Annotated in this window: 19 protein-coding genes, 4 pseudogenes and 1 riboswitch; of the genes and pseudogenes, 11 read left to right on the plus strand and 12 right to left on the minus strand. The window is 62.1% G+C overall.

The window, feature by feature from the left end; genetic code table 11:
* The first annotated feature begins 83 nt into the window (after positions 1–83).
* On the plus strand, positions 84–629 hold the full coding sequence (locus XaFJ1_RS04075; RefSeq protein ID WP_012915395.1) for a DUF924 family protein: 546 nt from the start codon (positions 84–86) through the stop codon (positions 627–629).
* A gap of 169 nt (positions 630–798) precedes the next feature.
* Here the strand turns inward: XaFJ1_RS04075 and grxD are convergent, their stop codons facing one another.
* Complete coding sequence (grxD, locus tag XaFJ1_RS04080; protein WP_012915396.1) at positions 799–1,725, minus strand: Grx4 family monothiol glutaredoxin; 927 nt, start codon at positions 1,723–1,725, stop codon at positions 799–801.
* A gap of 44 nt (positions 1,726–1,769) precedes the next feature.
* Between grxD and XaFJ1_RS04085 the strand changes: the two are divergent.
* Positions 1,770–2,558, plus strand: a pseudogene (locus tag XaFJ1_RS04085) (polysaccharide deacetylase family protein); the annotation flags it as partial.
* 139 nt (positions 2,559–2,697) lie between these two features.
* On the opposite strand, the gene XaFJ1_RS04090 reads toward XaFJ1_RS04085, so the two are convergent.
* On the minus strand, positions 2,698–3,324 hold the full coding sequence (locus tag XaFJ1_RS04090) for an SGNH/GDSL hydrolase family protein (protein WP_012915398.1): 627 nt from the start codon (positions 3,322–3,324) through the stop codon (positions 2,698–2,700).
* A 31-nt stretch (positions 3,325–3,355) separates the two neighbouring features.
* Positions 3,356–4,630, minus strand: coding sequence for a pyridoxal phosphate-dependent aminotransferase (locus XaFJ1_RS04095; protein ID WP_012915399.1), 1,275 nt, complete (start codon positions 4,628–4,630; stop codon positions 3,356–3,358).
* Between the two features lie 89 nt (positions 4,631–4,719).
* Here XaFJ1_RS04095 and rsgA point away from each other — a divergent pair, with 89 nt between their 5' ends.
* Both rsgA and XaFJ1_RS04105 read left to right on the plus strand, forming a co-directional pair.
* Positions 4,720–5,832, plus strand: coding sequence for a ribosome small subunit-dependent GTPase A (gene rsgA / locus XaFJ1_RS04100; protein WP_012915400.1), 1,113 nt, complete (start codon positions 4,720–4,722; stop codon positions 5,830–5,832).
* A gap of 18 nt (positions 5,833–5,850) precedes the next feature.
* A complete protein-coding gene (locus XaFJ1_RS04105) occupies positions 5,851–7,089 on the plus strand; it encodes a flavohemoglobin expression-modulating QEGLA motif protein (protein ID WP_012915401.1) in 1,239 nt (412 codons plus the stop codon).
* A 139-nt stretch (positions 7,090–7,228) separates the two neighbouring features.
* On the opposite strand, the gene XaFJ1_RS04110 is transcribed toward XaFJ1_RS04105, so the two are convergent.
* From XaFJ1_RS04110 to XaFJ1_RS04125, 4 genes are all read right to left on the minus strand, one after another.
* Complete coding sequence (locus tag XaFJ1_RS04110; protein ID WP_230598049.1) at positions 7,229–9,202, minus strand: choice-of-anchor Q domain-containing protein; 1,974 nt, start codon at positions 9,200–9,202, stop codon at positions 7,229–7,231.
* Positions 9,203–9,590: 388 nt separating this feature from the next.
* Complete coding sequence (locus XaFJ1_RS04115; protein WP_012915403.1) at positions 9,591–10,121, minus strand: GNAT family N-acetyltransferase; 531 nt, start codon at positions 10,119–10,121, stop codon at positions 9,591–9,593.
* Positions 10,122–10,125: 4 nt separating this feature from the next.
* Entirely contained in the window at positions 10,126–10,542 is a 417-nt protein-coding gene (locus XaFJ1_RS04120; protein WP_012915404.1) for a hypothetical protein, read from the minus strand.
* A 53-nt stretch (positions 10,543–10,595) separates the two neighbouring features.
* Complete coding sequence (locus XaFJ1_RS04125; RefSeq protein ID WP_012915405.1) at positions 10,596–11,846, minus strand: multidrug effflux MFS transporter; 1,251 nt, start codon at positions 11,844–11,846, stop codon at positions 10,596–10,598.
* Positions 11,847–12,110: 264 nt separating this feature from the next.
* Positions 12,111–12,218, plus strand: a riboswitch (glycine riboswitch).
* Between the two features lie 53 nt (positions 12,219–12,271).
* On the opposite strand from XaFJ1_RS04125, the gene gcvP reads away from it, so the two are divergent.
* The 5 genes and pseudogenes from gcvP to XaFJ1_RS16090 all read left to right on the plus strand — a co-directional run.
* Complete coding sequence (gene gcvP / locus XaFJ1_RS04130) at positions 12,272–15,220, plus strand: aminomethyl-transferring glycine dehydrogenase (protein WP_425476752.1); 2,949 nt, start codon at positions 12,272–12,274, stop codon at positions 15,218–15,220.
* Positions 15,221–15,882: 662 nt separating this feature from the next.
* Positions 15,883–16,233, plus strand: coding sequence for a nucleotide pyrophosphohydrolase (locus tag XaFJ1_RS04135; RefSeq protein WP_012915407.1), 351 nt, complete (start codon positions 15,883–15,885; stop codon positions 16,231–16,233).
* 212 nt (positions 16,234–16,445) lie between these two features.
* Complete coding sequence (locus XaFJ1_RS04140; RefSeq protein WP_155393635.1) at positions 16,446–16,694, plus strand: hypothetical protein; 249 nt, start codon at positions 16,446–16,448, stop codon at positions 16,692–16,694.
* A 173-nt stretch (positions 16,695–16,867) separates the two neighbouring features.
* Positions 16,868–17,056, plus strand: a pseudogene (locus XaFJ1_RS16085) (IS3 family transposase); the annotation flags it as partial.
* Positions 17,053–17,288: pseudogene (locus tag XaFJ1_RS16090) on the plus strand (IS3 family transposase); the annotation flags it as partial. The pseudogenes XaFJ1_RS16085 and XaFJ1_RS16090, both read left to right, overlap by 4 nt.
* 207 nt (positions 17,289–17,495) lie before the next feature.
* Here XaFJ1_RS16090 and XaFJ1_RS04150 read toward each other — a convergent pair.
* Together XaFJ1_RS04150 and XaFJ1_RS04155 are read right to left on the minus strand one after the other, a co-directional pair.
* Positions 17,496–18,065: a hypothetical protein gene (locus XaFJ1_RS04150; RefSeq protein ID WP_155393636.1), complete on the minus strand. Its 570-nt coding sequence runs from the start codon at positions 18,063–18,065 to the stop codon at positions 17,496–17,498.
* Between the two features lie 140 nt (positions 18,066–18,205).
* Positions 18,206–18,769 (minus strand): annotated as a pseudogene (locus XaFJ1_RS04155) (M2 family metallopeptidase); the annotation flags it as partial.
* A gap of 246 nt (positions 18,770–19,015) precedes the next feature.
* On the opposite strand from XaFJ1_RS04155, the gene XaFJ1_RS04160 reads away from it, so the two are divergent.
* Both XaFJ1_RS04160 and XaFJ1_RS04165 read left to right on the plus strand, forming a co-directional pair.
* Positions 19,016–19,213: a hypothetical protein gene (locus XaFJ1_RS04160; RefSeq protein WP_012915413.1), complete on the plus strand. Its 198-nt coding sequence runs from the start codon at positions 19,016–19,018 to the stop codon at positions 19,211–19,213.
* Between the two features lie 177 nt (positions 19,214–19,390).
* A complete protein-coding gene (locus XaFJ1_RS04165) occupies positions 19,391–20,416 on the plus strand; it encodes a rhomboid family intramembrane serine protease (RefSeq protein ID WP_045756750.1) in 1,026 nt (341 codons plus the stop codon).
* Positions 20,417–20,463: 47 nt separating this feature from the next.
* Here the strand turns inward: XaFJ1_RS04165 and XaFJ1_RS04170 are convergent, their stop codons facing one another.
* The 3 genes from XaFJ1_RS04170 to XaFJ1_RS04180 all read right to left on the minus strand — a co-directional run bounded on the left by XaFJ1_RS04170 (position 20,464) and on the right by XaFJ1_RS04180 (position 25,017).
* Positions 20,464–22,428, minus strand: a complete 1,965-nt coding sequence (locus XaFJ1_RS04170; RefSeq protein ID WP_012915415.1) for a M2 family metallopeptidase — start codon at positions 22,426–22,428, stop codon at positions 20,464–20,466.
* A gap of 148 nt (positions 22,429–22,576) precedes the next feature.
* On the minus strand, positions 22,577–24,235 hold the full coding sequence (locus XaFJ1_RS04175; protein WP_012915416.1) for a phosphoethanolamine transferase: 1,659 nt from the start codon (positions 24,233–24,235) through the stop codon (positions 22,577–22,579).
* The gene (locus XaFJ1_RS04180; RefSeq protein ID WP_012915417.1) at positions 24,232–25,017 is read right to left on the minus strand and encodes a phosphatase PAP2 family protein; all 786 of its coding nucleotides are present in this window, start codon (positions 25,015–25,017) and stop codon (positions 24,232–24,234) included. The genes XaFJ1_RS04175 and XaFJ1_RS04180 overlap by 4 nt, the downstream gene beginning before the upstream one ends.
* Positions 25,018–25,090 lie beyond the last annotated feature (73 nt).

Here is a 25,090-nt window from a genome sequence, read left to right on the forward strand (position 1 = left end):
CGGGGCCTATGGTGACCTGCCGTGCACTGTATTGCGACGCCGGATCTGCTATCCAACCCCATTGAAGCCAGAGAGACGCCGCGATGAGCGAGATCACCCCGCAGGCTATCGTGGATTTCTGGCGCAGTGCTGGCCGCGAGCGCTGGTTTGCCGTCAACGAATCCTTCGATGCCAATGTCCGCCAACACTTGCTGGATGCGCACCATGCTGTCGCGCGTGGCGAATATGCGGTGTGGATGGGTGATGCCGAAGGTGCACTGGCGCTGTTGCTGTTGCTCGATCAAGTGCCGCGCAACGTGTTTCGTGGCAGTGCGCATGCCTACGCCACCGACGGGCTTGCCTGCCATTACGCGGATCAAGCGCTGGCAGACGGGTTCGACCGGCAGATGGATGCGACGTTGCGGATGTTCTTTTATCTGCCTTACACCCATGCCGAGGATGCCGCCTTGCAACGCCAGGCGGTGGAATTGTTCAGCGCGCTTGGCGATGCCCAGGCGCTGAAATGGGCAGTGATGCATGAAGATGTAATCCAGCGTTTCGGTCGTTTCCCGCATCGCAATGCGGCGTTGGGGCGGAAAACCACGCAGGAGGAGGGCGATTTCCTGCAGGTCGACGCTGGCACCGGGTGAGCTGCCAGGCGCATTGGCGCATCGAATGCAACCGTCGTGCGCCTTCAACTGCCCGATGGCAATGCACGCGAGGCATTGCCGACAGTTGCCCGATCGGCTGACGAGTGGCTGCCCGAGCGCATGACCTTATTTGCCCGTTGCGTTGATCGTGGCCCCGTGCGAAACCGGCTCAATACTTCGGTACGCTGCCATCCACTTGGTCGGTCCAGGCGTCGATGCCGCCGACCACGTTATGTACCCGGGTGAAACCGAGCGTGCGGAAGTGTTCGGCTGCCTGTGCGCTGCGTCCGCCGCGATGGCACAAGAACGCTAGTGCGGTGTCCTTCGGCAGTGCTTCCAATTGCGCACGCTGCTCGCCGTCCAGGGAGCGGAATGCCACGTTCACAGCAGCGACCGCGCGCTCCTCCGGCGGTCGCACGTCCACCAGGATCAGGTTGCCGGCGCGGATCTGGTCGTCGGCGTCGCGCGGGCTGATGTCCTGTACCGGCTTGGGAGCGTTGGGGTTGTCGATTGCCAGGCCGCGCCCGCGCAGGTCGTCCACCCAGTCGATGGTGATGCCGTCGGCGCGGCGCGCGCTGCCCAGGTCGAACTGCACGCGCAGGCCGTTGGATTCGGCGGCAATGGCATTGGAATCGGTCGGCGCAAGCTGGAAGTTCGGCTGGAACTGCGCATCGATCGCCAATGCCAGGCTGGCGCCTGGGGCGTCGGCCAGCGCGCCGCGCAGCATGTCGGCGGCAGCGTCGGTGATGGTGATCGTCGGTGGCGTGCGATCCGGGGCGGGCACGCCCAGCAACTCGCTCAGTTCGCCATTGCCGGCCATTTGCAAAATGATGTCGCTGCCCCCGATCAACTCGCCGTCCACGTACAACTGCGGGATCGTCGGCCAGTCGCCGTAGGCCTTGATGCCCTCGCGGATGTCCTGATCGGCCAGCACGTTGACGTGGGCGAAGTCGACGCCGAGGTCGTTCAACGCGCCCACCGCTTTGGCGGAAAAACCGCACTGTGGCATGCCCGGCTGACCTTTCATGAACAGCACGACGCGGTTGGAGTTAAGCAGCGTTTCGATGCGGGAGCGCAGGGCGGGGTCGAGGGACATGGCAGGCATTCGGTCGCGGAGTCGGGCTGGTCATTCTACGCCGCATGGCATCATGGGGCATGACAGTTCCAGAAACGCTGCATCGTATCCCGCGTCATCCGCACCGCTGGCTGTTCTGGGCGCTGCTTTCGCAGGCGCTGGTCACGGCGCTCTGGTGGGCCTGCGGCTGGCGCATTGGCCTCCCGGCACTGCTACTGTCGCATGCGGTGTTTGTGCTGGCGGTCTTCCTGCCTCAAGCGCGGCTGTATGCGCCGGTGCTGGACCGCTTGCCCGGCAGCGCCCCCAGGGTATGGCTGACGATCGACGACGGCCCGTCCGACGACACCGTGGCGATCCTGGATCTGCTCGACCGCTACCAGGCCAGGGCCACTTTCTTTCTGGTCGGCGCACGCGCTGCCGCCCGCCCGCACCTGGTACGCGAGATCGTGTGTCGCGGCCATGGCATCGGCAATCATAGTCACAATCACCCACAAGCCTGGTTCTGGGCGTTGGGTCCGCAGCGCATGGCGCGCGAGATCGATCAGGCGCAGCAAACCCTGACCACCATCGCCGGCATCGCGCCGTGCTGGTACCGCTCGGTGGTGGGCATGACCAACCCCTTTGTCGCCGCACCGCTGCGCCGTCATGGTCTGACTCGAGTGGCTTGGAACGTGCGCGGCTTCGACGGCGTGCGCTGCGACCCTGCGGTGGCCGTGGCGCGCATCGCCCGTAATCTGGCTCCGGGCGCGATTGTGCTGCTGCACGAAGGTGCGGCACACGGGCATAACCCGGCGGTCGTGGAAGGCGTGCTGCAGGTGCTGCGCACACGTGGGCTCTGCGCAAACGTGCCTGATGCCGATATCCCGCAGGTGGCGGCCTATCGCAGCGAGGCGCCGCATGCGGATCAGCCGCCATGCGAGATGCCGAACGATCAGAACCGCAAGTAAAGTGGTGTTGCGCGGGTGTTGTTTGCCAGTGAGTGTTGCGTGCCGGTCAGGCTAACGCCGCGTATGCCGCAGGTAACACGCGTTCGGTCCAGCGCGCATACATCGCCGCCGACGGATGCAGTCCGTCGGCAGCCAGCATCGCCGCGTCGCCGCCGCCATCGCGGCTGATCGGGGTGATATCGATGAAACCAACCGCACGCGCGGCGCAGCAGTCTTGGGCGGCGGCATTGAAGGCGTCGATCTGTATGCTGATCTGCACCGGATCGTGCGCGGGTGGCTGTGCGAACGGGCTCAAGCCCCAGTCCGGGATTGAAACCATCAGCACTCGCCGCGGCTGGTTGCCAGCAAAGTCGATCGCACGTTGCAGCAGCGCGTCGAGCTGCGCACGGTACGCGTCCAATGGGTAGCCGCGGTACTGATTGTTGACGCCGATCAGCAGTGTCACCAGGTCGAACGGCCCCTGTGGTGCGGCCGCGTCGATGCCATTGGCGAGATCGTCGGTGGTCCAGCCGGTGGTGGCGACGATCTGTGGATCGGTCACGGCCAACCCACGCGTGCGCAGCGCGGCGGCCAGTTGCATCGGCCATCTTTGGTGCGCTGCCACGCCTTCGCCAATGCTGTAGGAGTCGCCCAGCGCCAGGTAGCGCAGCGTGCCGGCCGCGTGTGCGGTCATCTCGACCAGGCTGGCGGTGGCATGCGCGGCATCACGCCATCGCGCTGCGTGACTTCAGCGACACCACCTTGGTGGCGGCTTCGGCCCGCCGCGTCAGCACCCGGTCGATCCGCGCGAACACCTCGCGCATCGTCGTCGCTTCCGGTAACAGGGTGACGCGGAAGTGGTTGTGATAGGGCACGTTGAAGCTGGAGCCTGGGACCACCAGCACGCCCTCTTCGTTCATCAATTCCAGCGCGAAGGCATGGTCGTCGAACCCGCGTGCGGCGGCGCCAACTACGGCCGGAAACGCATACAAGGCGCCCGCCGGCTGCACCAGCGACAAGTGTTCGCTGGCCGCGCAGGCATCGATCACCGCGCGGCGGGTTTCGTACAGACGCCCGCCGGGCGCGCAGAGCGGAGAGATGGTATCGGGGCCGTTGACCGCGGCGTCGATGGCGAATTGGCCGGGTACGTTCGCGCACAGGCGCAGCGCGCCCAGCAGGTCCATGGCGTTGCGGAAGTCGCCGATGCGCTCGGCGGCACCGGAGAGCAGCGCCCAACCGACCCGCCAGCCGCAGGCGCGGTGGACCTTGCTCAGGCCGCCGAAACTGAGGCATGGATGCTCCCCGGCCAAGGGCGCGACCGGGACGAACTCGCCGCCGTCGTACAGCACCTGGTCGTAGATTTCATCGACCATCAACAGCAGGTTGTGCTTGGCCGCGATAGCGACGATCTTCTCCAGCAGGGCGCGCGAATAGCTGGCGCCGCTGGGATTGTTCGGGTTGATCAGCACGATGGCGCGGGTGCGCGAGGACACCAGCGTTTCGATTTCCACCGGATCGGGCTGGAAGCCGTTCTCTGGCGCGCAGCGGTAGTACACCGGGCGACCGTCGTTGAGGATGGTGGCAGCCGACCACAACGGATAATCCGGCGACGGCACCAGCACTTCGTCGCCTGGGTTGAGCAGGGCGCGCAGGGACAGGTCGATCAGTTCGCTGACCCCGTTGCCGATGAAAATGCGCTCCGGATGGGCGTTCGGATGCTGGCGTCGCGCGTAGGCCGCCGCGATCGCCTCGCGCGCCTCCGGCATGCCTTGCTGGTGGGTGTAGGGATCGGTGCGGCCCATGTCGTCGGCGATCGCGCGCTGTAGATGGTCCGGTGCGCGGAAGCCGAATGCGCCGGGATTGCCGATATTGAGCTTGATCAGCTTGCGTCCCTGCGCTTCCAGGTCACGTGCGCGCCGGGCCAGTTCTCCGCGGATCTCGTAGCGGACTTCGGACAGACGTTCGCGGATCGCGAGCGGCTTGATCGGCGGTGTGGGCATCGCATTAGCCGGTGGTGCGTGGAACTGGCATGGTAACGGAAATGGAATAGAACGACCGGGACAGCGTCGGCAGCGTCTAGAATCCGCACATGAGCCTGCTTCCGATCGACTTCGCTGCGTTGCGCCCCATCGGCTGGCCTTGGCCCGGATTGCCTGAGGAACCGGTCTGGCAGGCGCGGTTCGACGCCTATCCGCAGGCGCGACCGGCGCGGGTGGTGGAGCAGCATCGCACCGGCTATGTGGTCGCCGATGCGGTGGAGACCGCCTTTAAGGTGGAGTCGCTGCCGGACTGGCAGCGGCCGCGCTTCCCCAGCCACGAGCGTGCCGCGGTCGGCGACTGGGTCCTGCTGGACGGCACCCGCATCGTCGCGCTGCTGCCGCGGCGCACCGCGATCAAGCGCGGCGCCGCTGGCGAGCATTACCATCAGCAGGTGATCGCCGCCAATATCGATACGGTGTTCATCGTCTGCGGCCTGGATGCGGACTTCAATCCGCGCCGCATCGAGCGCTATCTGCTGCTGGTCGGCGGTGGCGGTGCCGCGCCGGTGGTGGTGCTGACCAAGGCCGATCTCACCGAGTACGCCGACGACGCCCTGGCGGTGCTGGATGAACTGGCCGCACAGTCGATCCCGCTGCTGACGGTCAACGCGACGCAGGCCGATAGCGTTGCCGTGCTGCGACCCTGGCTGCAGCCGGGACAGACCGTGGTGCTGGTGGGGTCGTCCGGCGCCGGCAAGTCCACCTTGACCAATACCTTGCTCGGTGTGCATAAGATGCGCACCGCCGCCGTGCGCGAGCGCGATTCGCGTGGCCGCCATACCACCACGCACCGCGCGTTGTTGCCGCTGCCGTCCGGCGCCTGCCTGATCGACACGCCGGGCATGCGCGAGCTCAAGCCCACTGGCGAGGAAGACCTGGCCGAGGGCGCTTTCGCCGATATCGAGGCATTAGCGGCACAGTGCCGTTTCAACGATTGCGCGCACCAGGCCGAACCGGGCTGCGCGGTGCAGGCCGCGATCGAACGCGGCGAGATCGACGCCGCACGTCTGGCTAATTACCTCAAGCTGCGCGAGGAAGTCGTCGGTGCCGCTGGCAAGCTGGCGCAGCGGCAAGCGCAGAACGCGACGACCGGCCGCGCCGGTCAGTCGCCCTCCGGTAAGCCGGGCGGCAAGCGCCAGCCGTCACGCAGCCTGCGTCGCTGAGCGAGATCGGGTTCGGCGATGGCGGTGTTGCCTACCGAGATCCGCCATCATGCCAAACTGGACGCGCGGATGGTCAAGGCGGTGCGCGGCATCCGTCTACTGGGACTGACGAGCTGGCCGTTGGCGTTGCAGGCGCCGTTTCTGCACAGCGTGGCGCGCGGTCAGCCGCAACTGCCGCAGGTGCAGTATCCACGCCTGGACTTTACCGACACACGTCGCGAGTTGGCCGCGATCACACAGGCGTGCGATCCGACGCACCCGCTTGGTGTCTATCTGCAGGCGTCGGTGCAGAGTTGGGATCTGGCTGCGGCGTTGCTGGAGTCGCTGGGGACATCGGCGGTGGGGACGTATTCGGCGCAGTTGTTCGGTGTCCCTGAAGATCCGATGCCTGGACAAGGGCCGACCATGCGCGAGGCGGCCGGCCATTTCATCCATATCGCCAAGGATCTAGACGGCGAGCTGCTTTCGGCCGAGGAGCAGGTGCCGGTGTCGGCCACCGCGCTGCAGCTGCTGTTGCAGCGCGATCTGGATGCCTTTTTCGGCGGGCGGGTGATCGCGGTCGAACTGGATCCGGACCTGCCATCCAAGGCCGCAGCGGGGGCGCGCCGTATCCGCCTACGCGCTGGTGCGACGTTCAGCGATTACGACCGCGCGCAGTTGTTCCACCACGAGGCATTGGTGCATTCGTTGACCGGGCTCAATGGCCGCGCACAGGTGCATCTGCGCAGTCTTGCGCTGTCCTCGCCGCGGGTGACGGCGACCCAGGAAGGCCTGGCGACCTTCGCCGAGCAGATCACCGGCAGTATCGATATCGTGCGCATGAAGCGGATCAGTCTGCGTATCGAGGCGATCGCGCTGGCGCGCGCGGGCGCTGACTTTATTGAGGTTTTCCGTTACTTCGATGCGGCCGGGCAGTTGCCAGCGGAGAGTTTTTCATCGGCCCAACGCGTATTTCGTGGCGTGCCGACCAGCGGTGGCGTCGCCTTCACCAAGGACACGGTGTACCTGCGCGGGCTGGCTTCGGTGCACACCTTTTTCCGCCAAGCCTTGCAGCACGACCGCCTGTCGCTGTGCCGCTGGCTGTTCGCTGGCAAAATGACGCTGGAAGATGTGGTCGGATTCGCGCCGCTGTTCGAGTCCGGCATCCTGCTGCCGCCGCGTTGGTTGCCGCCGTGGATGGCGCGTGCCAGAGGACTGGCCGGAATGTTGGCGTTTTCGCTGTTCGCCAACCGCATCCGCATGGACAGGCTGGACTGAGTGGCGCCGCTCCGTGTTTGCCGATAGCCGATGGTTGGCGCGTTGTGATGCCCTGAAGCACGAACGGCAGCGTCAAGAGACACTGCCGTTCTTGGTCACCGCACAGTGCGTGGTGACGGTGTTACATCACCCGAGGAGATCAACGGCTGGCGCAGAAACCGAACTCGGCCATGGCACCGGGCGCCAGGGTCTTGTTCCAATCCATGCCCGAGGCTTTGATCGTGGAGCCCTGCGGCGTCCAATTGGCGTTCCACAGATTGTTGATCGTGCCGCTGATCGTCTGAGTGACGACCCAGTCGCCTGTGGTGTTGCCGGTGTTGGTGACTTGCACGCGCTCGCAATAGCCGGTCTGCCAATTGCTGTCGACGATGACCTTGGTGCTGAAGCTCGGGCCACCCGAGGAGCCACCACCGCTGGAACCGCCACCGCTGGAACCGCCACCGTTGGAGCCGCCACCTCTGGAGCCACCACCGTTGGAGCCGCCACCGCTGGAGCCGCCACCGCTGGAGCCGCCACCGCTGGATTTCGCACCGATCTCAACTGCGCCGAGATCGCACAGCGCTGTATTTCGAGAATAGCCGCGCTGATCGATTTCACGGCAATTGACACCTGAAGCGTATGCGGGGCTGTTTGCAGCAGGAAGCATGGTGAGAGTCGGACCGCCATTGTCGGCAGGAGCGGACAACTGTGGATCAGCCGATTTAACCGAGCCAGACTTCAAGCAGCTGAAGGGCCAGACTGCGCCTTTGTCTGAATGTTCAATGATATTGTCGCCGTGATTGTTCTGGCTGCTACAGAACGAACGTTCGGTCTTTGAGGTGAAGATGCTGTTGTGGATATCGAATCTGTCGCCGAACAGTGCGGCTCCCTGCGAATTTTCCGCGAAGGTGACGTTGTTGAAGCGCACGGTGACATTGCCTTGATCGCCGACGGATGACGGCCAGCCTGTGTGCTGGATAACCGAACCCACGTTCGAGGCATAGTTGCCATAGAAAGTACTATTACTGATATCGCACGCGCCGTAACAGTCCATATACAAGGCGCCAGCATTGCCATTTTGAGATTTGTTCGAAATAAAACTCGATTCGGTGACGTTGATGATGCCAGGTGTTGTCATGGTCGAGCCCGAATGCGAAGCATCGGTGAACCCAAGGCTGATGCGGCCGGCACCGCCAAGGCCACTTGTCGCGACGTTGTTGGCGAATGTGGAGTATTTCACGTCAATCGTGTCAGGCGCATACGCCCAGAGTGTCAATCCTCCGGAGCCATTTGCGGCAACGTTGTTATTAACCACGGTGCCGCAGAGTGACAAGGTGCCGCCGCTCCCCACTCCCCCGTGGATATACCCGTTGAGTGATGCGCCATCCGTATCGATTGCCCCGCCACCGCCAAACTCGCCAGCATCGGGAAAGCCCTGCGGAGGGTTAATCGCTTGATTTCCTACGAAATCACTATTGACGATCGTCAGGCGGCTGAGTTGGGTGTAGAGCGCGCCGCCAAGCCATGAGGAATTCTTGTAGAAGGAACTTCCCACGATGGTGACATCCGCGTCGCTACCTGCAAAGAGGACGCCGCCGCCGATGCTACTGCGATTGGAGATGAACTGGCTGTTGATGATTTCCAGCTTGCCCTGATAGCCGACCTTGATCGCGCCGCCGCCCCAGGTGCCAGGGTCATACGAAGTGTTCGACGGTGGCTGCACAGAACTACCGTTTTGAAGTTGTATGTTGCGCACCGAGAGTGCGCTCCATGCATTCACCAGCAAAATGCGTGTGGATTGCTGACCATCCAGGGTGATTTGGCCTTGCCCATCGATCACAGTCGGATTTCTTGAGCCGATCGTGATCGACTGGCTGACTGGAATGGTGACGGGTTGCGCGCCGCAATTGAAGGTGACGTAGCCGCCTTGCGCGACAGCATTGGAAAGTGCAGTCGCTGTACAGCTAGCCGCCGTACCATTACCCACGACTATTGCGTTGCTTGGGGTTGGCCATTGTTGCGGAATGGTGCATTGTGGCACCGAAGGCGCGGCGGCAATTGCAGTGGCTGTGGTCATAATTGCAAAAATGCCCACTGCATTCGCTTTTATTTTAAGGGAATGAGTCGTGATCATGGTCATGTTCCGTGAGAGAGCGCGCTGCAATGTGACGAATTGCAGCGTCTGAATTCGTGTGAGTGTGACGACATTTCCCCGTGCAGCAGGCGGTAAACCCTGGCTGATACGAGATATTAAGTTGAATTAATCCATCCGACTCGAACGCAAGTTCCAAATCATGAGCGCGAGGTGGTGGCGGCGGCAGTTGTCTACCGCTGGCGACGGTCTTTTCGTCCTGGGGGATTGCAGCAGCAGGGGCAAGAGCCGCTCGCGCCACGTCCACTGAGGTTGCTCGAGATGCTCCGTCTGATCGACTGTCAGTCGGAGCGATTTCTCTGCGATTGAGCTGGGTTGTTGTCGCGAACCAGGGCAGTGCGGCAAATATGTGTGTGTTTCCGCGCCTTGCTCAGTCGTCGGCCAGCCGTGCCCAGCGTTCATGGTCGCGCCAGATTCCGCCGATGCGCATGTAACGCGGCGAATAGCCTTCGCAACGAAAACCGGCGCGCTTTACCAGTGCTAGCGAGCGGGTATTATCCGGCTGGATGTTAGCCTCCACCCGGTGCAATCCCAGGTCGGTGAACGCATAAGCCACGCACAGACGCAGCGCATGGGTCATCAGTCCGCGACCTTCGCAACCGGCCATCGCGTGATAGCCCAGATAGGCGTTTTGGAAACAGCCGCCGACGACCTGACTGAAAGTGAAGAGCCCTGCCAGCGCGTCGCTGCTGCGCTCGCGCGCGAGTAGCGCGATGTTGCTACCGTCCAGGGTTTGGGCATACCAGGCCTCGAAACCGGGCACGTCGGTAAACGGATACGTCCACGGATGATGCAGGGCGATGCTGGTTCGATGCGCCTGGATCAGCGCGATGCTGTCGCGCCGCCGCACCCGCTTCAGCGACACGGCCTCGTGCGCAGCCTGGCTCGCGCTCTGGCCCATGGAGTCAGGCCGGCGGAGCCGCTGCACCGCCATCGTCGCGACGCATGATCTGAGTGTGACGCGCCTTGAACTCCTCGAAACTCAGGCCCTGTGCCAGCGCATCGGCGTGCGCGGCGTCCTTCAGTGCGTCCGAGTACATCAAGCGTACCGACGTGCCGGCACGCTCGTGCAGTTCCGCCGCCTGCATGATCAGCGACAGCACTTGCGCCGCACTTTCGCTCTGACCGGCGATGCGCCCATCCATGCCCAAGACCCATTCGCCTTCGCGGCGCACGATTCCGGCCAGGAGCGTGCTTTGCCGATCGCGCAGTTCCGCGTGTGGCTCGATCTGTGCGCTGGGGGCGGCAATCTCGGTGCGGTGGCGCAGGCGTTCGGCCAATTTCTTGCGTAGGTTGCGGCGCTGCTTGGACTGGATGGACATGCGATTGCCTCAACGGTGACCCGACGACGATAGCCCAACCACGTCTTCGGTGCTCATAGTACGTCTGTCGGTTCCAACACTGGCATCTGCGCTTCCTGCTTCGGCAGCGGCATGTCGCTGCGCCGCTCCCAACGCCAGAATGCCCAGCCGAGCAGGAAAAATCCGCCCGAGCCCAGCGCCAGATGCAGCGGGTGGCCACTGAGCAATGGTGCCAATCCCCCCGCCACTGCCACACTCACCATGAGTTGGGTGAACGCCTGCAGCGACGAGGCCAGCCCGCGCTGGCGCGGATACATATCCAGCACGGCGAGCGCCAGGATCGGGAAGATCAATGCCATGCCCAGGCCGCCGCCGAAAATCGGCAATACCGCCCACGGTAGGGCGATCTGTGGCGCCAGCGCGGTGTAGGCGATATTGCCAGCCACCGATGCACCACAGCAGATGAAGCCGATGCGGACCTGGCGCAGTGGCCCGAGTCGGCCGGCCATGCGCCCGGAGAGAAATGCCCCCAGGGTCATGCCGCCGATGGTGGGCATGAACAGCCAGGCAAAATCCTGCTCGCTCATGCCGAGCAGGTCGATGACGAACGCGGGCGCCGAGGCGATGTACAGGAACACTCCGGCGGAGTTGAACGCACCGGCGGCGGCCAGACGTTGGAAGTGTGGGTTGAACGCGATGCCGAGGTAATCGCGCAGGAGCGTGTGCGGCGCCAATGGCGTGCGTACCTGCGGCGGGTGGGTTTCCGGTAGCCAGCGCAGCGTGGCGAGTAGCAGCAGCGAAGAAAACCCGACCAACCACCAGAAGATCATCGGCCAGCCGTGGCCACTGCTCAGAATCAAGCCGCCGATGATCGGTGCGATTGCAGGGGCGATACCGAACAGCATCGATACGTGGCTCATCAGCCGTTGGGCGTCGTCGCCGTGGAACAGGTCGCGGATCACCGCACGGCCGACGATCATGCCGACCCCAGCGCAGATACCTTGTAGCGCACGGAATGCCAGTAGGGTCGGCAAGTCGTGCGACAGCGCGCAACCGACCGAGGCCAGAATGAAGAGCGTCAATCCACCGACGATGACCCGCCGGCGTCCCCAGGCATCGGACAGCGGCCCGTGTGCCAGGCCCATCAGCGCATAGGCCAGCAGGTACACGCTGACCGTCTGCTGGATCGCCACGGGATCCTCATGCAGGCGCTGCGCCAGTTGCGGGAACGCCGGGAAAATGGTGTCGATCGAGAACGGGCCGAACATCGTCAGCCCGGCCAGCAGCAAGGTCATGCGGCGGGTGGACACATTCGGGAGGGACATTCGGACATCCTGATAAATTGGTCGCACACACAACGATGCCGTCCGGCAAGGGACGGGCGTGGAAAGATAGGGTGTGCCTATGATACGCGCCAGCAGCGTCGCTGCACACATGCTGTGTTGCCTATTCAGCCTGACATCGCACGATTCCACCCACCGTGGATGGTGCTGGCTACGCTATAATCAATCTGCAATATGGTGGGAGAAGTGGGGCAACCCGCTGCCGAAGGCGCAACGCCCGTAATCGCTCAGGCCCGATACCACCCGCACCAAGACTCTGGAGAGACCGGTCAAACCCGGCGCCGAAGGGGCACGAAGCGCAGCGCGATCCACGGCGGCTTCCAAACTCTCAGGCAAAAGGACAGAGGGGCACATTTGGGAGGCGCGCGCTTCCTGTCGGCCAACCGTCTATGCGGTCGGACCGCGATATGCGTGTGCCTGCTTCTCGTGCCTTCCTTTGCCGGATCATCTCCATGCCTCAGACTTCTTCGCTGCGCGACCTCGAGCACCACTCGGCCTTCATCGAGCGCCATATTGGCCCGAACGACGCCGAGATCGCGCAGATGCTGCGCACCGTCGGCCACGATTCGCTGGATGCGCTCACCGATGCCATCGTGCCCGGCAGCATTAAATCGCCGGCCGCGCTGGCGTTGCCCGAGGCGATCAGCGAAGAGGAGGCGCTGGCCAAGATCCGTGCCATCGCCGACAAAAACAGCGTGTTCCGCACCTTCATCGGCCAGGGCTATTACGGCACCCACACGCCGAAGGTGATTCTGCGCAACATTCTCGAAAACCCGGCCTGGTACACCGCCTATACCCCGTATCAGGCGGAGATTTCGCAGGGCCGCATGGAAGCCCTGATCAACTTCCAGACCATGTGCGCCGACCTCACCGGCATGGAGATCGCCAATGCCTCGCTGCTGGACGAAGCCACCGCCGCCGCCGAGGCGATGACCCTGGCCAAGCGTTCGGCCAAGGCCAAGTCGGACACCTTCTTCGTCCACGACGCGGTGCACCCGCAGACCCTGGAATTGCTGCGCACCCGCGCCGAGCCGCTGGGGATTGTGCTGCGCGTGGGCACCCCAGAGGAAGCGCTGCAGGCAGACTGCTTTGGCGTGCTGCTGCAGTACCCGGACAGCTTCGGCCGGTTCCATTTCGACTCGGTCGACGCGCATGCCGCACTAGCCGCCGCCGTGCATGCGCGTGGCGGCTTGGTCGCCGTGGCCACCGACTTGCTCGCGCTCACCTTGATTGCCGCACCCGGCGAATGGGGCGCGGACATCGTGGTCGGCAATTCGCAGCGTTTCGGCGTGCCGTTCGGGTTCGGTGGTCCGCACGCGGCGTTCATGGCCTGTCGCGACGCTTACAAGCGCTCGATGCCGGGCCGTTTGATCGGCGTCTCCATCGACGCGGCGGGCAACCCCGCCTATCGTCTCACCCTGCAAACCCGCGAACAGCACATCCGCCGCGAGAAAGCCACTTCCAACATCTGTACCGCGCAGGTGCTGCTGGCGGTGATGGCGTCGATGTACGCGGTTTACCATGGCCCCGAGGGCCTGGTCCGTATCGCGCGGCGTACCCACCGTCTGGCTGCGATCCTGGCCGCGGCGCTGCGCAGCGCCGGCGTCGCTGTTGGTGCGCGTTTCTTCGATACGCTGCACGTCACCGGCGTGGATGCCGAGACGCTCCACGCCAAGGCGCACGCTGCCGGCATCAACCTGCGCGCGATCGACAGCAGCTCGTTGAGCATCAGTCTGGACGAGACCGCGACGCGCGCCGATGTGGTCGCGTTGGCGCAGTTGTTCGGCGTGCGCGCCGACGTCGATGCGCTCGACGCGGCGACTGCCGACGCGTTGCCGGCGCAATTGCGGCGCCGTAGTGCATTCCTGCAGCATCCGGTGTTCAACACCCACCACAGTGAGCACGAACTGCTGCGCTATATGCGCGCTCTGGCCGACAAAGATTTGGCGATGGATCGCACGATGATTCCGCTGGGCAGTTGCACGATGAAGCTCAACGCCACCGCCGAGATGATCCCGGTGACCTGGCCGCAGTTCGGCGGGATCCATCCGCTGGCGCCGGCCGCCCAGAGCGCAGGTTACGCGCAGTTGATCGACGAGCTGGAAGCGATGTTGGTCGAATGCACGGGCTACGATGCGGTCAGCCTGCAGCCGAACTCCGGCGCGCAGGGCGAATACGCCGGCCTGCTGGCGATCCGCGCGTATCACCGTGCGCGCGGCGAAGGCCATCGCGATATCTGCCTGATTCCCGAATCGGCGCACGGTACCAACCCGGCCTCGGCGCAGATGTGCGGCATGACCGTGGTGGTGACTAAGTGCGATGGCAACGGCAACGTCGATGTCGAAGACATCCGCGCCAAGGCCGCGAAGTATTCCCAGCGCCTGGCCGCGCTGATGATTACTTACCCATCCACCCATGGCGTGTTCGAGGAAAACGTGGTGGCGATCTGCGACGCCGTGCATGCCCACGGCGGGCAGGTCTACACCGATGGCGCCAACATGAACGCGCTGGTCGGTGTGGCCAAGCCCGGCAAGTGGGGCTCGGACGTGTCGCATCTGAATCTGCACAAGACCTTCTGCATTCCGCACGGCGGCGGTGGCCCAGGCGTCGGTCCATGTGCGGTGAAAGCCCACCTGGCGCCATACTTGCCCATGACGCTGCCTAATGCCGGCGAAGCTCAAAAAGCTGCCGGCGAAGGTGTCGTTGGTATGGTCAGCGCCGCCAGCTTCGGCAGTGCTTCGATCCTGCCGATCAGTTGGATGTACGTCACCATGATGGGCCGCACCGGCCTGCGCAAGGCCACCCAGGTCGCGCTGCTCAACGCCAACTACATCGCCAAGCGTCTGGCTCCGTACTACAAGACGCTGTACACCGGCCGCAACGGGCTGGTCGCACATGAGTGCATTCTCGACGTGCGCCCGTTGGAGAAAACCAGCGGCATCGGCGCCGAGGACATCGCCAAGCGTCTGATCGATTTCGGTTTCCATGCCCCGACGCTAAGCTTCCCAGTCGCCGGTACCTTGATGGTCGAGCCGACCGAGAGTGAATCGCTGCACGAGTTGGACCGCTTCATCGAGGCGATGATCCAGATCCGCGAGGAGATTGCCGCGATCGAAGACGGCCGCCTGGACCGCGAAGACAACCCGCTCAAGCACGCCCCGCACACCGCCGCGCAGGTTACCGCCAGCGAATGGACCTACGCCTATCCGCGCGAACTGGCCGCGTTCCCGCTGCCGAGCCTGAAGCAACAGAAGTATTGGCCGCCGGTAGCGCGCGTGGACAACGTCTATGGCGACAAGAACGTGATGTGCGCATGCATCCCGGTGGAGGCGTACAAGGAAGACGCGGTGGTCTGAACCGCGTCATTCCTCGACGTTCGCATCTCCCGGCCTCGCCCGCGAGCCCGGGAGGGGACCCGAGTGAAGTCTGGTTTCCATGCCGGGCCATGTTGCCCGAATCGCCGTGCCGCCAAGACGGCGGATGGGGGGAGGGCGGTCCCAAGTAAATTAATGATGGTGAAATTTTCATCACCTCGTTTGACACTCTTGTTTCACGGGCCGGCATCGACCTTATCCACAACGTTATGCAAAAGTCATCCACACCCTCTGTGGACAACGTCGAATCGACCGAGCGGCATTAAATTTTATTCAAGTAATTGATTTTAATGAAAATTAAATGTTAATGGTTTGGCAAGAGTGATGGCGTTTTCACGCGGCCGGCAGACAGCGGCGTCAGCCGAGGGAAAACTTATCCCGTGCTGCGTTGCCCTTCCCTACATCGAATGCGGGTGAAGGATGTGTGAATTCTTGACGTGCCCGTCACCCCTGTCGGCATAAGATCACAGGATTGCATTCCGCTCTCGGCGCACAGCTACCATCGCGACCGATGTTCTACGCCTTCATGCCGCGTCGCCGCGTCTCGGTCCACGACGGCTCACTAGGCGCGCAGTGCACATCTTCCATGTGCTGCCACACGCGCTGCTGCATTACCATGCCGCGTCATCACACCGAGCCATGCCATGCCCGACAGCCTTCGCGATCTGCAGACTGCCCAGCGCGCCTTCGCCGATGCCCGCGATTGGGGCCAGTTCCACAGTCCGCGTAATCTGGCCGCGGCGCTGTCTGTGGAGGCGGCGGAGCTGCTGGAACATTTCCAGTGGCTGGACGACACGCAGAGCCGGCAATTGTCCGACGACAAGAAAGCGCAGGTGGGCAGCGAGATCGCTGACGTGTTGCTCTATCTGTTGCAGTTGTGCGACAAGCTTGGCATCGATCCGATCGACGCGGCGCAGCGCAAGATGCAGGTGAACGCCGCCAAATATCCGGTGGAGCGGGCCAAGGGCCGCATCACCAAGTACACCGAATTGTGAGTGTGCTCATGCCGCAATCCTGGGGGCGATCCATCGGCGTCGTCGCGTAGTCCGCAAGTGGTCGCAGGTTCATTCGCCGACCATGCAGGTAGTGTGCTGATACAGGATGACGTTTCGCCCGCATCGGGTTAACGTTGCCCTTGGCACAATGACGCCGTGACTCCACGCACATCGCAGCATCGGCCCGACGCATGAACAAGACGACACCCGACATGACCAAAACCATCCGTCCCGTCCACGATGTCGATTCCAGACCCGCCAGCGCCAAGCCGACGGCCCGCAGTCGATCAGTCGCCTCCCACGCGGTGTTTCAGTCGCCGCTCTCCGCAGACGATGCGGACAACACGCACGTGCAGTTGCGCGCGCAGCGTGCGCGGCGGATGGCGCAACTGACTGCGATCGGTAGCGTCGCCGCGCTGGCGGCGGTTGCTTTGATCGCATGGCGTCGCATGCGGCGCTAGTCGGGCGTGGGAGTGCTGGCGCGCCGGGAGGCGCTCCAGAAGGCTGGCGGAATCGTCCCGGCTCCCGAGGGAGTTCCCGTGTTGGATGAGTCCTCGAACAATCACCTTATTGAGACGCCCAGGGTTTCCTAGACATCTCATGGCCATGGGAAATGGCTGATTCGGAGGTGTCCATGAGTAGCAAGCGGTATTCGGATGCGTTCAAGGTTGAGGCGGTCCGGCAAGTGATCGACCGAGTGTTCAAGGTGGTAGAAGTCGCAGAGCGACCGGGTGTTACCACGCACAGCCTGTACGCCTGGCTGCGCAAGTTCGGCAAGCCTAGCGTGGTGCAGCGTGCCGAGTTGGACCAGAGCGTGGCAGTATGAGCAGGCGCGGCAACTGCCACGCGCGCGAAGCCTGCAACGCCCCCGTGGAGAGCTTTTTCGGCCTGCTCAAACGCCAGCGGATCAGGCGGCGAGCCTATCCCGCCAGACGTCGCCGCGCCGAGGTGTCGACTACATCGAGATGTTCTACAGCCCCAAACGCCGCCATGGTTCAACTGGCGACCTGTTCCATGTAGAGTTCAAGCAGCGCTACGCGCAACGAGGAGCATGAGTGTCTACGTAAACCTGGGCGATTCATGGACATGATGATTCCTGTGCATTTCATATGGAAGGGGGTGCGGGGTGCATGTCAAGTGCATCGTGCGAATAATGAGCGCCACCGAATGGTTGCCTATGAGGCATTGCCGACATCGGTAATGCGGCGGCCCATGGCAGGATAGGCCGCCGCGCGTAGCAGCGGCTGTTAGTTGGTGGAGCTTTAATCAGTGACGTAAATCGAGTTTTGGGTAATATTGAAAAATATCTGATTTGCGTAGGTGGCGGTATATTCCTTCAGATATACATTGGGCAAAGCAGAACTTGATCGGCAGTCAGAGTTACTCATCCCGCGCATGCTGTATGTGAAACCGTACAGGAGGGCTGGGGCTCCTTTGAAGCCACCAGTCGACCTCGCCGCGGCGACTTGGACGCACGCCCATCCGCCAGGGTTGTGAACGTTCTGCATGTAAACAGCTTTCACGGCGGGGTTGTAATTTACTGTGTAAGCTAGGATGGGAGCAGGCGGCTGGGTCTGTTCTGCGCTAGCCGATGTGGTGACTCCGGCCGTCAGTGCGAACACAGTGCACAACGCGGTTTTACGGAAATAACGAATGGTCGAATGTGTTGTCATGATTATTGCCCTCAATTTGGAAAGGGATGCGGCCTGTTTGCCAACTGTCGTGGGATGCAGCGTCAATTCAAGACGCTTGTCATCATTTCTAGCATGCTCTGCATTGAGTCTGCGGGAAAGTGAAGCGGCCAGATTTTCATAGACACCCAAGGAGGGCATGAACAAGTCAGTTCTTCTAGATCAGCGGCTTTAAGATTCAATGAATTGGTCGCGCAAAAAATGGGGGAGATGGACTTATTCAGACTTTCCATCGCTTCCTTGTATGTTGTTGCCACCTCCGGCAACACGCTTGATCGGGCTCAATGCGGTGTTGTCGGCTTGGGAGTGTCCCAGCCGCACAGACGTCCCTGGTTTTGCTGTTTGAGCCACTGCTGGATCGGCGCGAAGTATTCCAGTAACGGGCCGGCATCGAGGCGCTCGCTGCCGGTGAGTTCCTTGAGCGTGGCCTGCCAGGGTTGGCTGGCGCCACGTTGCAGTATCGACCAGAATTTCTGCTCGGCTTCCTTGTTGCCGTAGAAGGTGCAGGCGTACAGAGGCCCCTTATGGCCGGCGGCATCGCATAGGCTTTTGTAGAACTGGAATTGCAGGATGTGCGAGAGGAAGTAGCGCGTGTACGGCGTGTTGGCCGGCACGTGGTACTTGGCGCCTGGGTCGAAGAACGCCTCGCCGCGCGGCGCGACCGGGGCCACACCCTGATATTTGGCCTTCAGTTCCCACCACGCCTGATTGTAGCGGTCCGGGCCGATCGAGCCATCGAACACGCCCCAGCGCCAGCGGTCGATCATCAACCCGAACGGCAAGAACGCCACTTTGTTCAACGCCATGCGCATCTGTGTATTGATCAGCGCCTCGCGACTGACTTGCGGCGCCTTTCCCAATGAGGTAGACAATTTCTATTAATGTGAATATAATCACAATTTATTCGATGATTTCTAGTCTATACCGACACCTTGGTGAGGTGTTAGCACATTGCACAGGTACTGACGGGCACATGGCTAGTTCTCGTCTAGTTGTCGCTACGTTCTTTCTGGGAAATTGACATCTGCCGCGTTGTCGGCCCCATGACACAAGGGTCTTGTGTCCAATAGCGTAAGTAAAGGAGTATTGCGATGCGTGAAATGTCAATTGATGAAGTTCAATCGGTCAGCGGTGGTATCTCTGGCTATGACGGTGCAGGCGCGGTTCTGGGAGTGCTTGGCACAGGTGCTGCCATCGCCACGGCTCCCATCAGTGCGCCGGTTATTGGCCTGGCTATTGGGGCTGCTGCAGGTTTGGCCATTGCTCAATATTTGGCCAGTAATAATTGAGCGATTAATAGTTTGACAATAGAAAGTGCGCGCCAGTCCGTCTTTGGATGGCTGGCGTGCATAATCGCGCAAATGTGTGTATCCACAAGAGTCGTTGGGGATATAGACTGAAGTGCAATGTAGTGAGTTGAATCTGACTTGCTCGATCAATAGATTACATTCGAAGAGAGCATAGTGATGCATGGTGATGGGCGATGGGATGATGAGCAGGGATTTCCTGATAATGAGCAAAGGCAGTGGTCTTTATTTGATCGTCGGCAGCCTAAGAAAATTAACTTGCAGGATGCCATGAGTCTTGCGTCTAAGTGGTTGCCAGCGAACTCAATGCTGATTGCGTCACCTAACTCAACGAAGTTCCTTCCTCCGATTCTTATACCGGAGCTGGAACACGTCGCATTTAAGTCCGTGCAGGGCAACTACAAGAGAATATCTGTTGGCTTACTTGTTTTTGGCATGCTCCTCTGTGTTGTTGCTTTTCAGCAGGTGGGTTCTAGGACATTTCATATTGGCCTCCTGTCCGTGAGTCTCGCGGGTGCGCTTATTCTTGACTATTGCTTGGGTATAGGTTCAAAAGTTGGTCTTGTACAGCGGGCCATGTTTTTTCGATGGCTTAACGTCGATAAGCGGTCGCGTCAAGGCAGGCTAATCTGGATGGGATTGATTCTGGCTACTGGGTGCCTTCAGCTTCTGATGATTGAGCACCTTGGCAGCAATGACTTGGTCTTTCAGCGGATAGGCGCAATGTATGCGTCAATTGATTCTGGTGAATATTGGCGTTTTTTTTCGGGCCCATTTTTGCATTATTCGCTATACCATTTTATTAAAAATGCCGTACTTCTATTGTTCGTGGGCGTGCTCTCATCTGCTTTGTTGGGACACATAAGCTTGGTAGTGTTCTTCTTCGGGAATATAATTGCTGCGTATGCACAGATGAACTATGGGGGGCATTTGTTTGATAATTACGGAGGGTTGTCTGGTGGCGTATATGCTCTCTTTGGTCTTGTGATTTTTTCGGGTTTCACTACTCGATCCCTTATGCCGAAAGGGTTCTGTCTGTTTCTTGCAAATCTTGCTGTTCTGGGAGTGTTGGAGGCCGAGTTGATGTCGGAAAATGCAGCCACGACCGCGCATCTCGCAGGATTTTTCTTTGGTCTTATTTGCGGTTTGATTCTAAAACTCTCCGTCGTTTTTAAGCGCGCTTAGCTTTCCTCGTATGTTGTTGCCACCTCCGGCAACACGCTTGATCGGGCTCAATGCGCTGTTGTCGGCTTGGGGGTGTCCCAGCCGCACAGACGTCCCTGGTTTTGCTGTTTGAGCCACTGCTGGATCGGTGCGAAGTATTCCAGTAACGGGCCGGCATCGAGGCGCTCGCTGCCGGTGAGTTCCTTGAGCGTGGCCTGCCAGGGTTGGCTGGCGCCACGTTGCAGCATCGACCAGAATTTCTGCCCGGCTTCCTTGTTGCCGTAGAAGGTGCAGGCGTACAGAGGCCCCTTATGGCCGGCGGCATCGCATAGGCTTTTGTAGAACTGGAATTGCAGGATGTGTGAGAGGAAGTAGCGCGTGTACGGCGTGTTGGCCGGCACGTGGTACTTGGCGCCTGGGTCGAAGAACGCCTCGCCGCGCGGCGCGACCGGGGCCACACCCTGATATTTGGCCTTCAGTTCCCACCACGCCTGATTGTAGCGGTCCGGGCCGATCGAGCCATCGAACACGCCCCAGCGCCAGCGGTCGATCATCAACCCGAACGGCAAGAACGCCACTTTGTTCAACGCCATGCGCATCTGTGTATTGATCAGCGCCTCGCGACTGACTTGCGGCGTCTCGGTCAGGGCGATGGTATGCAGATACTGCGGCGTCAGCGCCAGCACGACGGTGTCGCCGATGGCCTCATGGAAGCCGTCGTTGGCGCCGCTCTGGAACAGTGGCGGTAGCGAGTCGTAGGCTAGGTAGTAATAGACATGCCCCAGTTCGTGGTAGAGGGTGGCGAAGTCTTCTTCGTCCGGTTTGACGCACATTTTGGCGCGCACATCGCCGGCCATGTCCATGTTCCATGCACTGGCATGGCAATCCACGTCGCGATCCAGTGGCTTGATGAACTGGCTGCGGCTCCAGTAGCTATCGGGTAGCTTGGGCATCGCCAGGGAGGTGTAGAAGTCCTGTGCGTGCTCGTTCATCTGCCGGGCGCTGAGCGACTGCGCTTCGCGTTGTGCCATGAACCGTGCTTCCGCCGAGGTGTCACCGTTACGCCGCGCCAGTGCCGCGCTCAAGTCGCTCTGGTATTGACGCTCCAGCGCATCGGTGATGTCGAGATTGCTGGCATCGCGATAGGGCTGCAACAGGTCCCATAGATTGCTCCAGTCCTGCTGCCACATGTTGCCGAGCAGGTGTGCCGGTAGCAGGCCGCCAGCGACTTCGCCCTTGTCCTTGCCGTATTCGGTGTCGAGTTTACTGCGCGCGTAGCAGTGCAATTGCTCGTACAACGGCTTCACCTGGGCCCACAGCCGGTCGGTCTCGGCGACGAGTTGTGCAGGCGGCATGTCGTAGCCGCTGCGCCACATCGCGCCAGTGTCGGCATAGCCCATCTCGCGCGCGCCTTCGTTGACCAGTTCGACGAAGCGCGGGTAGTCCTTGCGCAACGGTTGTGCGGTGGCGTGCCAGCTTTGCCAGGCGTCCAGTTGTTGATCGTAGTCGCGACTGCGGCGCAGTACCTCTTCCAGTTCGTCCAGTTGCCGGCAGCGGCGCGCATCGCCTTCGCCGCTGCAGGATGTAGCCACCGCATAGGCGCCTTCCATCTTCGCAGCCAGCGCAGTGAGTTCATTCAGCTTGGCCGGGTCGTGCGGTGCAGGCATCGCGGTCATCTGCTTGAGTCGTTGCAGCGCACGTGCGCTGTCGGCCGACATTGGCTGGCCTTGGTAGCGTTTGGCCTGAGCGATCCAGCCGTTGAGCGTGGTCAACCAGCGCGCGTTGGCCTCGGACGCCAGCCGCTGCGTATCGGCGTTGATGTAGGTGGCAGACAGCCATTGCGCCGTGGTCAGTTCCGGGAGCTGCTTGCGGTACTGCTCGTTGATGCGGGCCACGAATTGGTCGGCGCTTTCGCCGATGGCGTGTGGCGTGGCGGGCGCGACATTCTCCGGTGCGGCATCCTTGCGGCACGCGGACAAGAACAACAAGCTCGCGGCGATGCATAGCCCGAGCAGCGGGTGACGGTGGTTCACGGCGAATCCTTGCAGGGCGGTCTGCAAGGAAGGCTAGTGGGCTGTCCGGTAGGCCGCAAGCACGGAGTTGCGGTGAGCGTGCGCAGTGCGCCCGATAGCGGCGCCGGGAATCGCGCGATCGTGTGGTCGGTCACGAACGCGCTAGTGGTTACTGCGGTTTGATGCAGGATGCGAACAGGTCGCGCGAGCGGTCGTAGACCGAGGTCTTGACTTGCATCAGGCCCAGCACCGAGGAGAACAGGTTGTCCTGATCGGCGTACTGGCGCGACCGGGCTTGCAGGCAGGCCATATCCAGGCCGCGCGCATTGGCGAAACCCGGCGAAAACCACATCACCATTGGCACATGGGTCTGCTCCTGCGGCGCGATCGCATAGGGTACCCCGTGCAGATACAGGCCTTTCTCGCCCAGCGATTCGCCGTGGTCGGAGAGATAGATCATCGCGGTGTCGTAGTCGGGCATCGCTTGTAGCGTCTTCACTGTGCGCGCCAATAGATAGTCGGTATACAGCAGCGAATTGTCGTAGGCGTTAGCGATCAGGCCACGGCTGCAGTTGCCCAGGTCGGCCGTGTCGCAGGTCGGGGTGAAGCGACGGAACGTTGCTGGGTAACGCTCGAAATAGCTGGGGCCGTGGCTGCCGAGCTGATGCAGCACCACCACGCGGTCGCCGGGTTTGGCGCGCACCTGTGCGGCCAGGTCTTTCAGCATGATCTCGTCCATGCAGCGTCCGTCCTTGCATAGCTGCGGATCCTTGGCGTCGTCCATGCTCTGCACTGCCAGCCCGTCGCACACGCCTTTGCAGCCAGACTGGTTGTCGCGCCACAGGGTGCTGATCCCGGCGTGTTCGAGCACGTGCAGCAACGACTGGTGTTTCCGGATCGTGCTCTCGTTGTAGTCGTGGCGGCCGAACGGCGAGAACATGCACGGCACCGACACCTCCGTGCTGGTGCCGCATGAGTGCATATCGGGGAAATTGATCACCCCCAGCTTGGCTTGCTCGGGTGTGGTCTGTCGGGCGTAGCTGTTGAGCCCCCAGTTCTGCGCACGCGCGGTTTCGCCTAGCACCACCACCAGCAGCCGCGGCTTGCTACCGGGCGCACGCGCGGTGGCTTTGGCATCGTGCTCCAGCGGCAGTTTCGGTGCCTTGTGCGTGGGGCTGTCGGACTTGAAGTTCTGTCGCAGCGCGACCAAGTAGTTGATCGGGGTGGCCAGATAGCGGATTTCGCGATGGTTGCGCATCATCGCCGATAGATCCTGAAACGACAGCATCGCGCCGATGCCGCCCAGCGCCAGCATGCCCAGCAGGAAGCCGGCGCGGATCGCCAGTGCCTTGACCGGTGAGCGCCGTATCAGGCGGACTCGCCAAAGCACCAGGATCGGCAGCGCGGCATAGAACAGCAGCGGCGCGATCAGCGCCGGCGTCATCAGTTCGCGCGACTCCTTGTGGTCGGTGGCCAGGACGTTGCGCAGCATGTCCGCGTCCAGATAGACGCTGTAGCTGTTCATGTAGTGCGCGGCGAACGCGGTGGTGATCAGCAAGACGGTCAGTATCGGCTTGGCAATACCGCGCCATAGCAGCAAGCCGAGGAGCAGCCCATGCACCGACAGCAGCAGCAGGAACAGCGACACTGCCAGCTTCAGGTCGCCGGAGTGGCCATTCATCGCGCTGCGCCAGAACATGCCATTGCAGGCCAGGGCGAAGAACGCGCTGGCCACCAGCGCGAGCGTTTCGTTGCTCAGTTGCGGGCGCCAGGCCCATCCACGCCCGGAACGGAGGGTGGGGTGGTGCCGGGGAAAGGACGCGCTCATGCAGTGGGCTTTTCCGCAGTGGTTGAGGAGGTGGGGCAGGCGTGTTGCGGCAGCGATGTGCGTGGCCACAGCAATGCACGGTACAACACCAGCGCCACGCCCCAGCACAGCGCCAGCGTCCACAGGTCATGCGACATGAAGTGCGCTCCGCGCAGTTGCTGACCGATGCCGAACAGCAGTCCGGCGCCGAGTCCCAGGGCCAGCGCCGGCCAGCGCCAGCAGGGCTTCAGTGCCAGCGCGGCGAAGTACAGTGCGACCCAGGCGTAACCGGCGCTGGCGTGTCCGGCGGGGAAGCATACCCCGCGCGGCATGTTTGCAGGACGCGGTTCGAACAGGCCGATAAACAGCTGTTCACCGCCGTAGCGGGTCAGGTCCCAGGGGCAATCCATGTCGGTCAGCGACTTCAGCAGGGAGACCACGCCGGTGCCTAGCCCCACCGCCAGCAGCAGGTACAGCAGCGGCCAGCGGTAGCGCCGGCGGTCGGGATGGCGCCAGGACCACAGCGCCAGCACGGCGGTCATGGCCCAGGCCGCGCAACTGAGCAGCTTGCCATCGTGATGGATCACGCTGCGGGTCAGCGCGACATCGCGCAACGCCCATTGGTAGCCTTCCCAGCGGTAGATCAGGTCGGCGATCCAGAAATCCCCGCCCAGGCCCATCAGCACTGCACTGATCAGCAGCACCAGGGCCAGAGGGACCAACGCATGCCACAGATAGAAGTGCCGCAGTGCGCCGCAGTCGGGTGCTGTTGCGGCGGATAAATGCGGGGGCGTGCTGGACATGAGCGGCAAGCGTGGCCGGTGATGGCGGAGTGAAGGCATGGTCGGATTGTGCGTGTCGGATACTTGTCGGAAT

This window comes from Xanthomonas albilineans (assembly GCF_009931595.1).
In the GTDB taxonomy this organism is placed as follows: Bacteria; Pseudomonadota; Gammaproteobacteria; order Xanthomonadales; family Xanthomonadaceae; genus Xanthomonas_A; species Xanthomonas_A albilineans.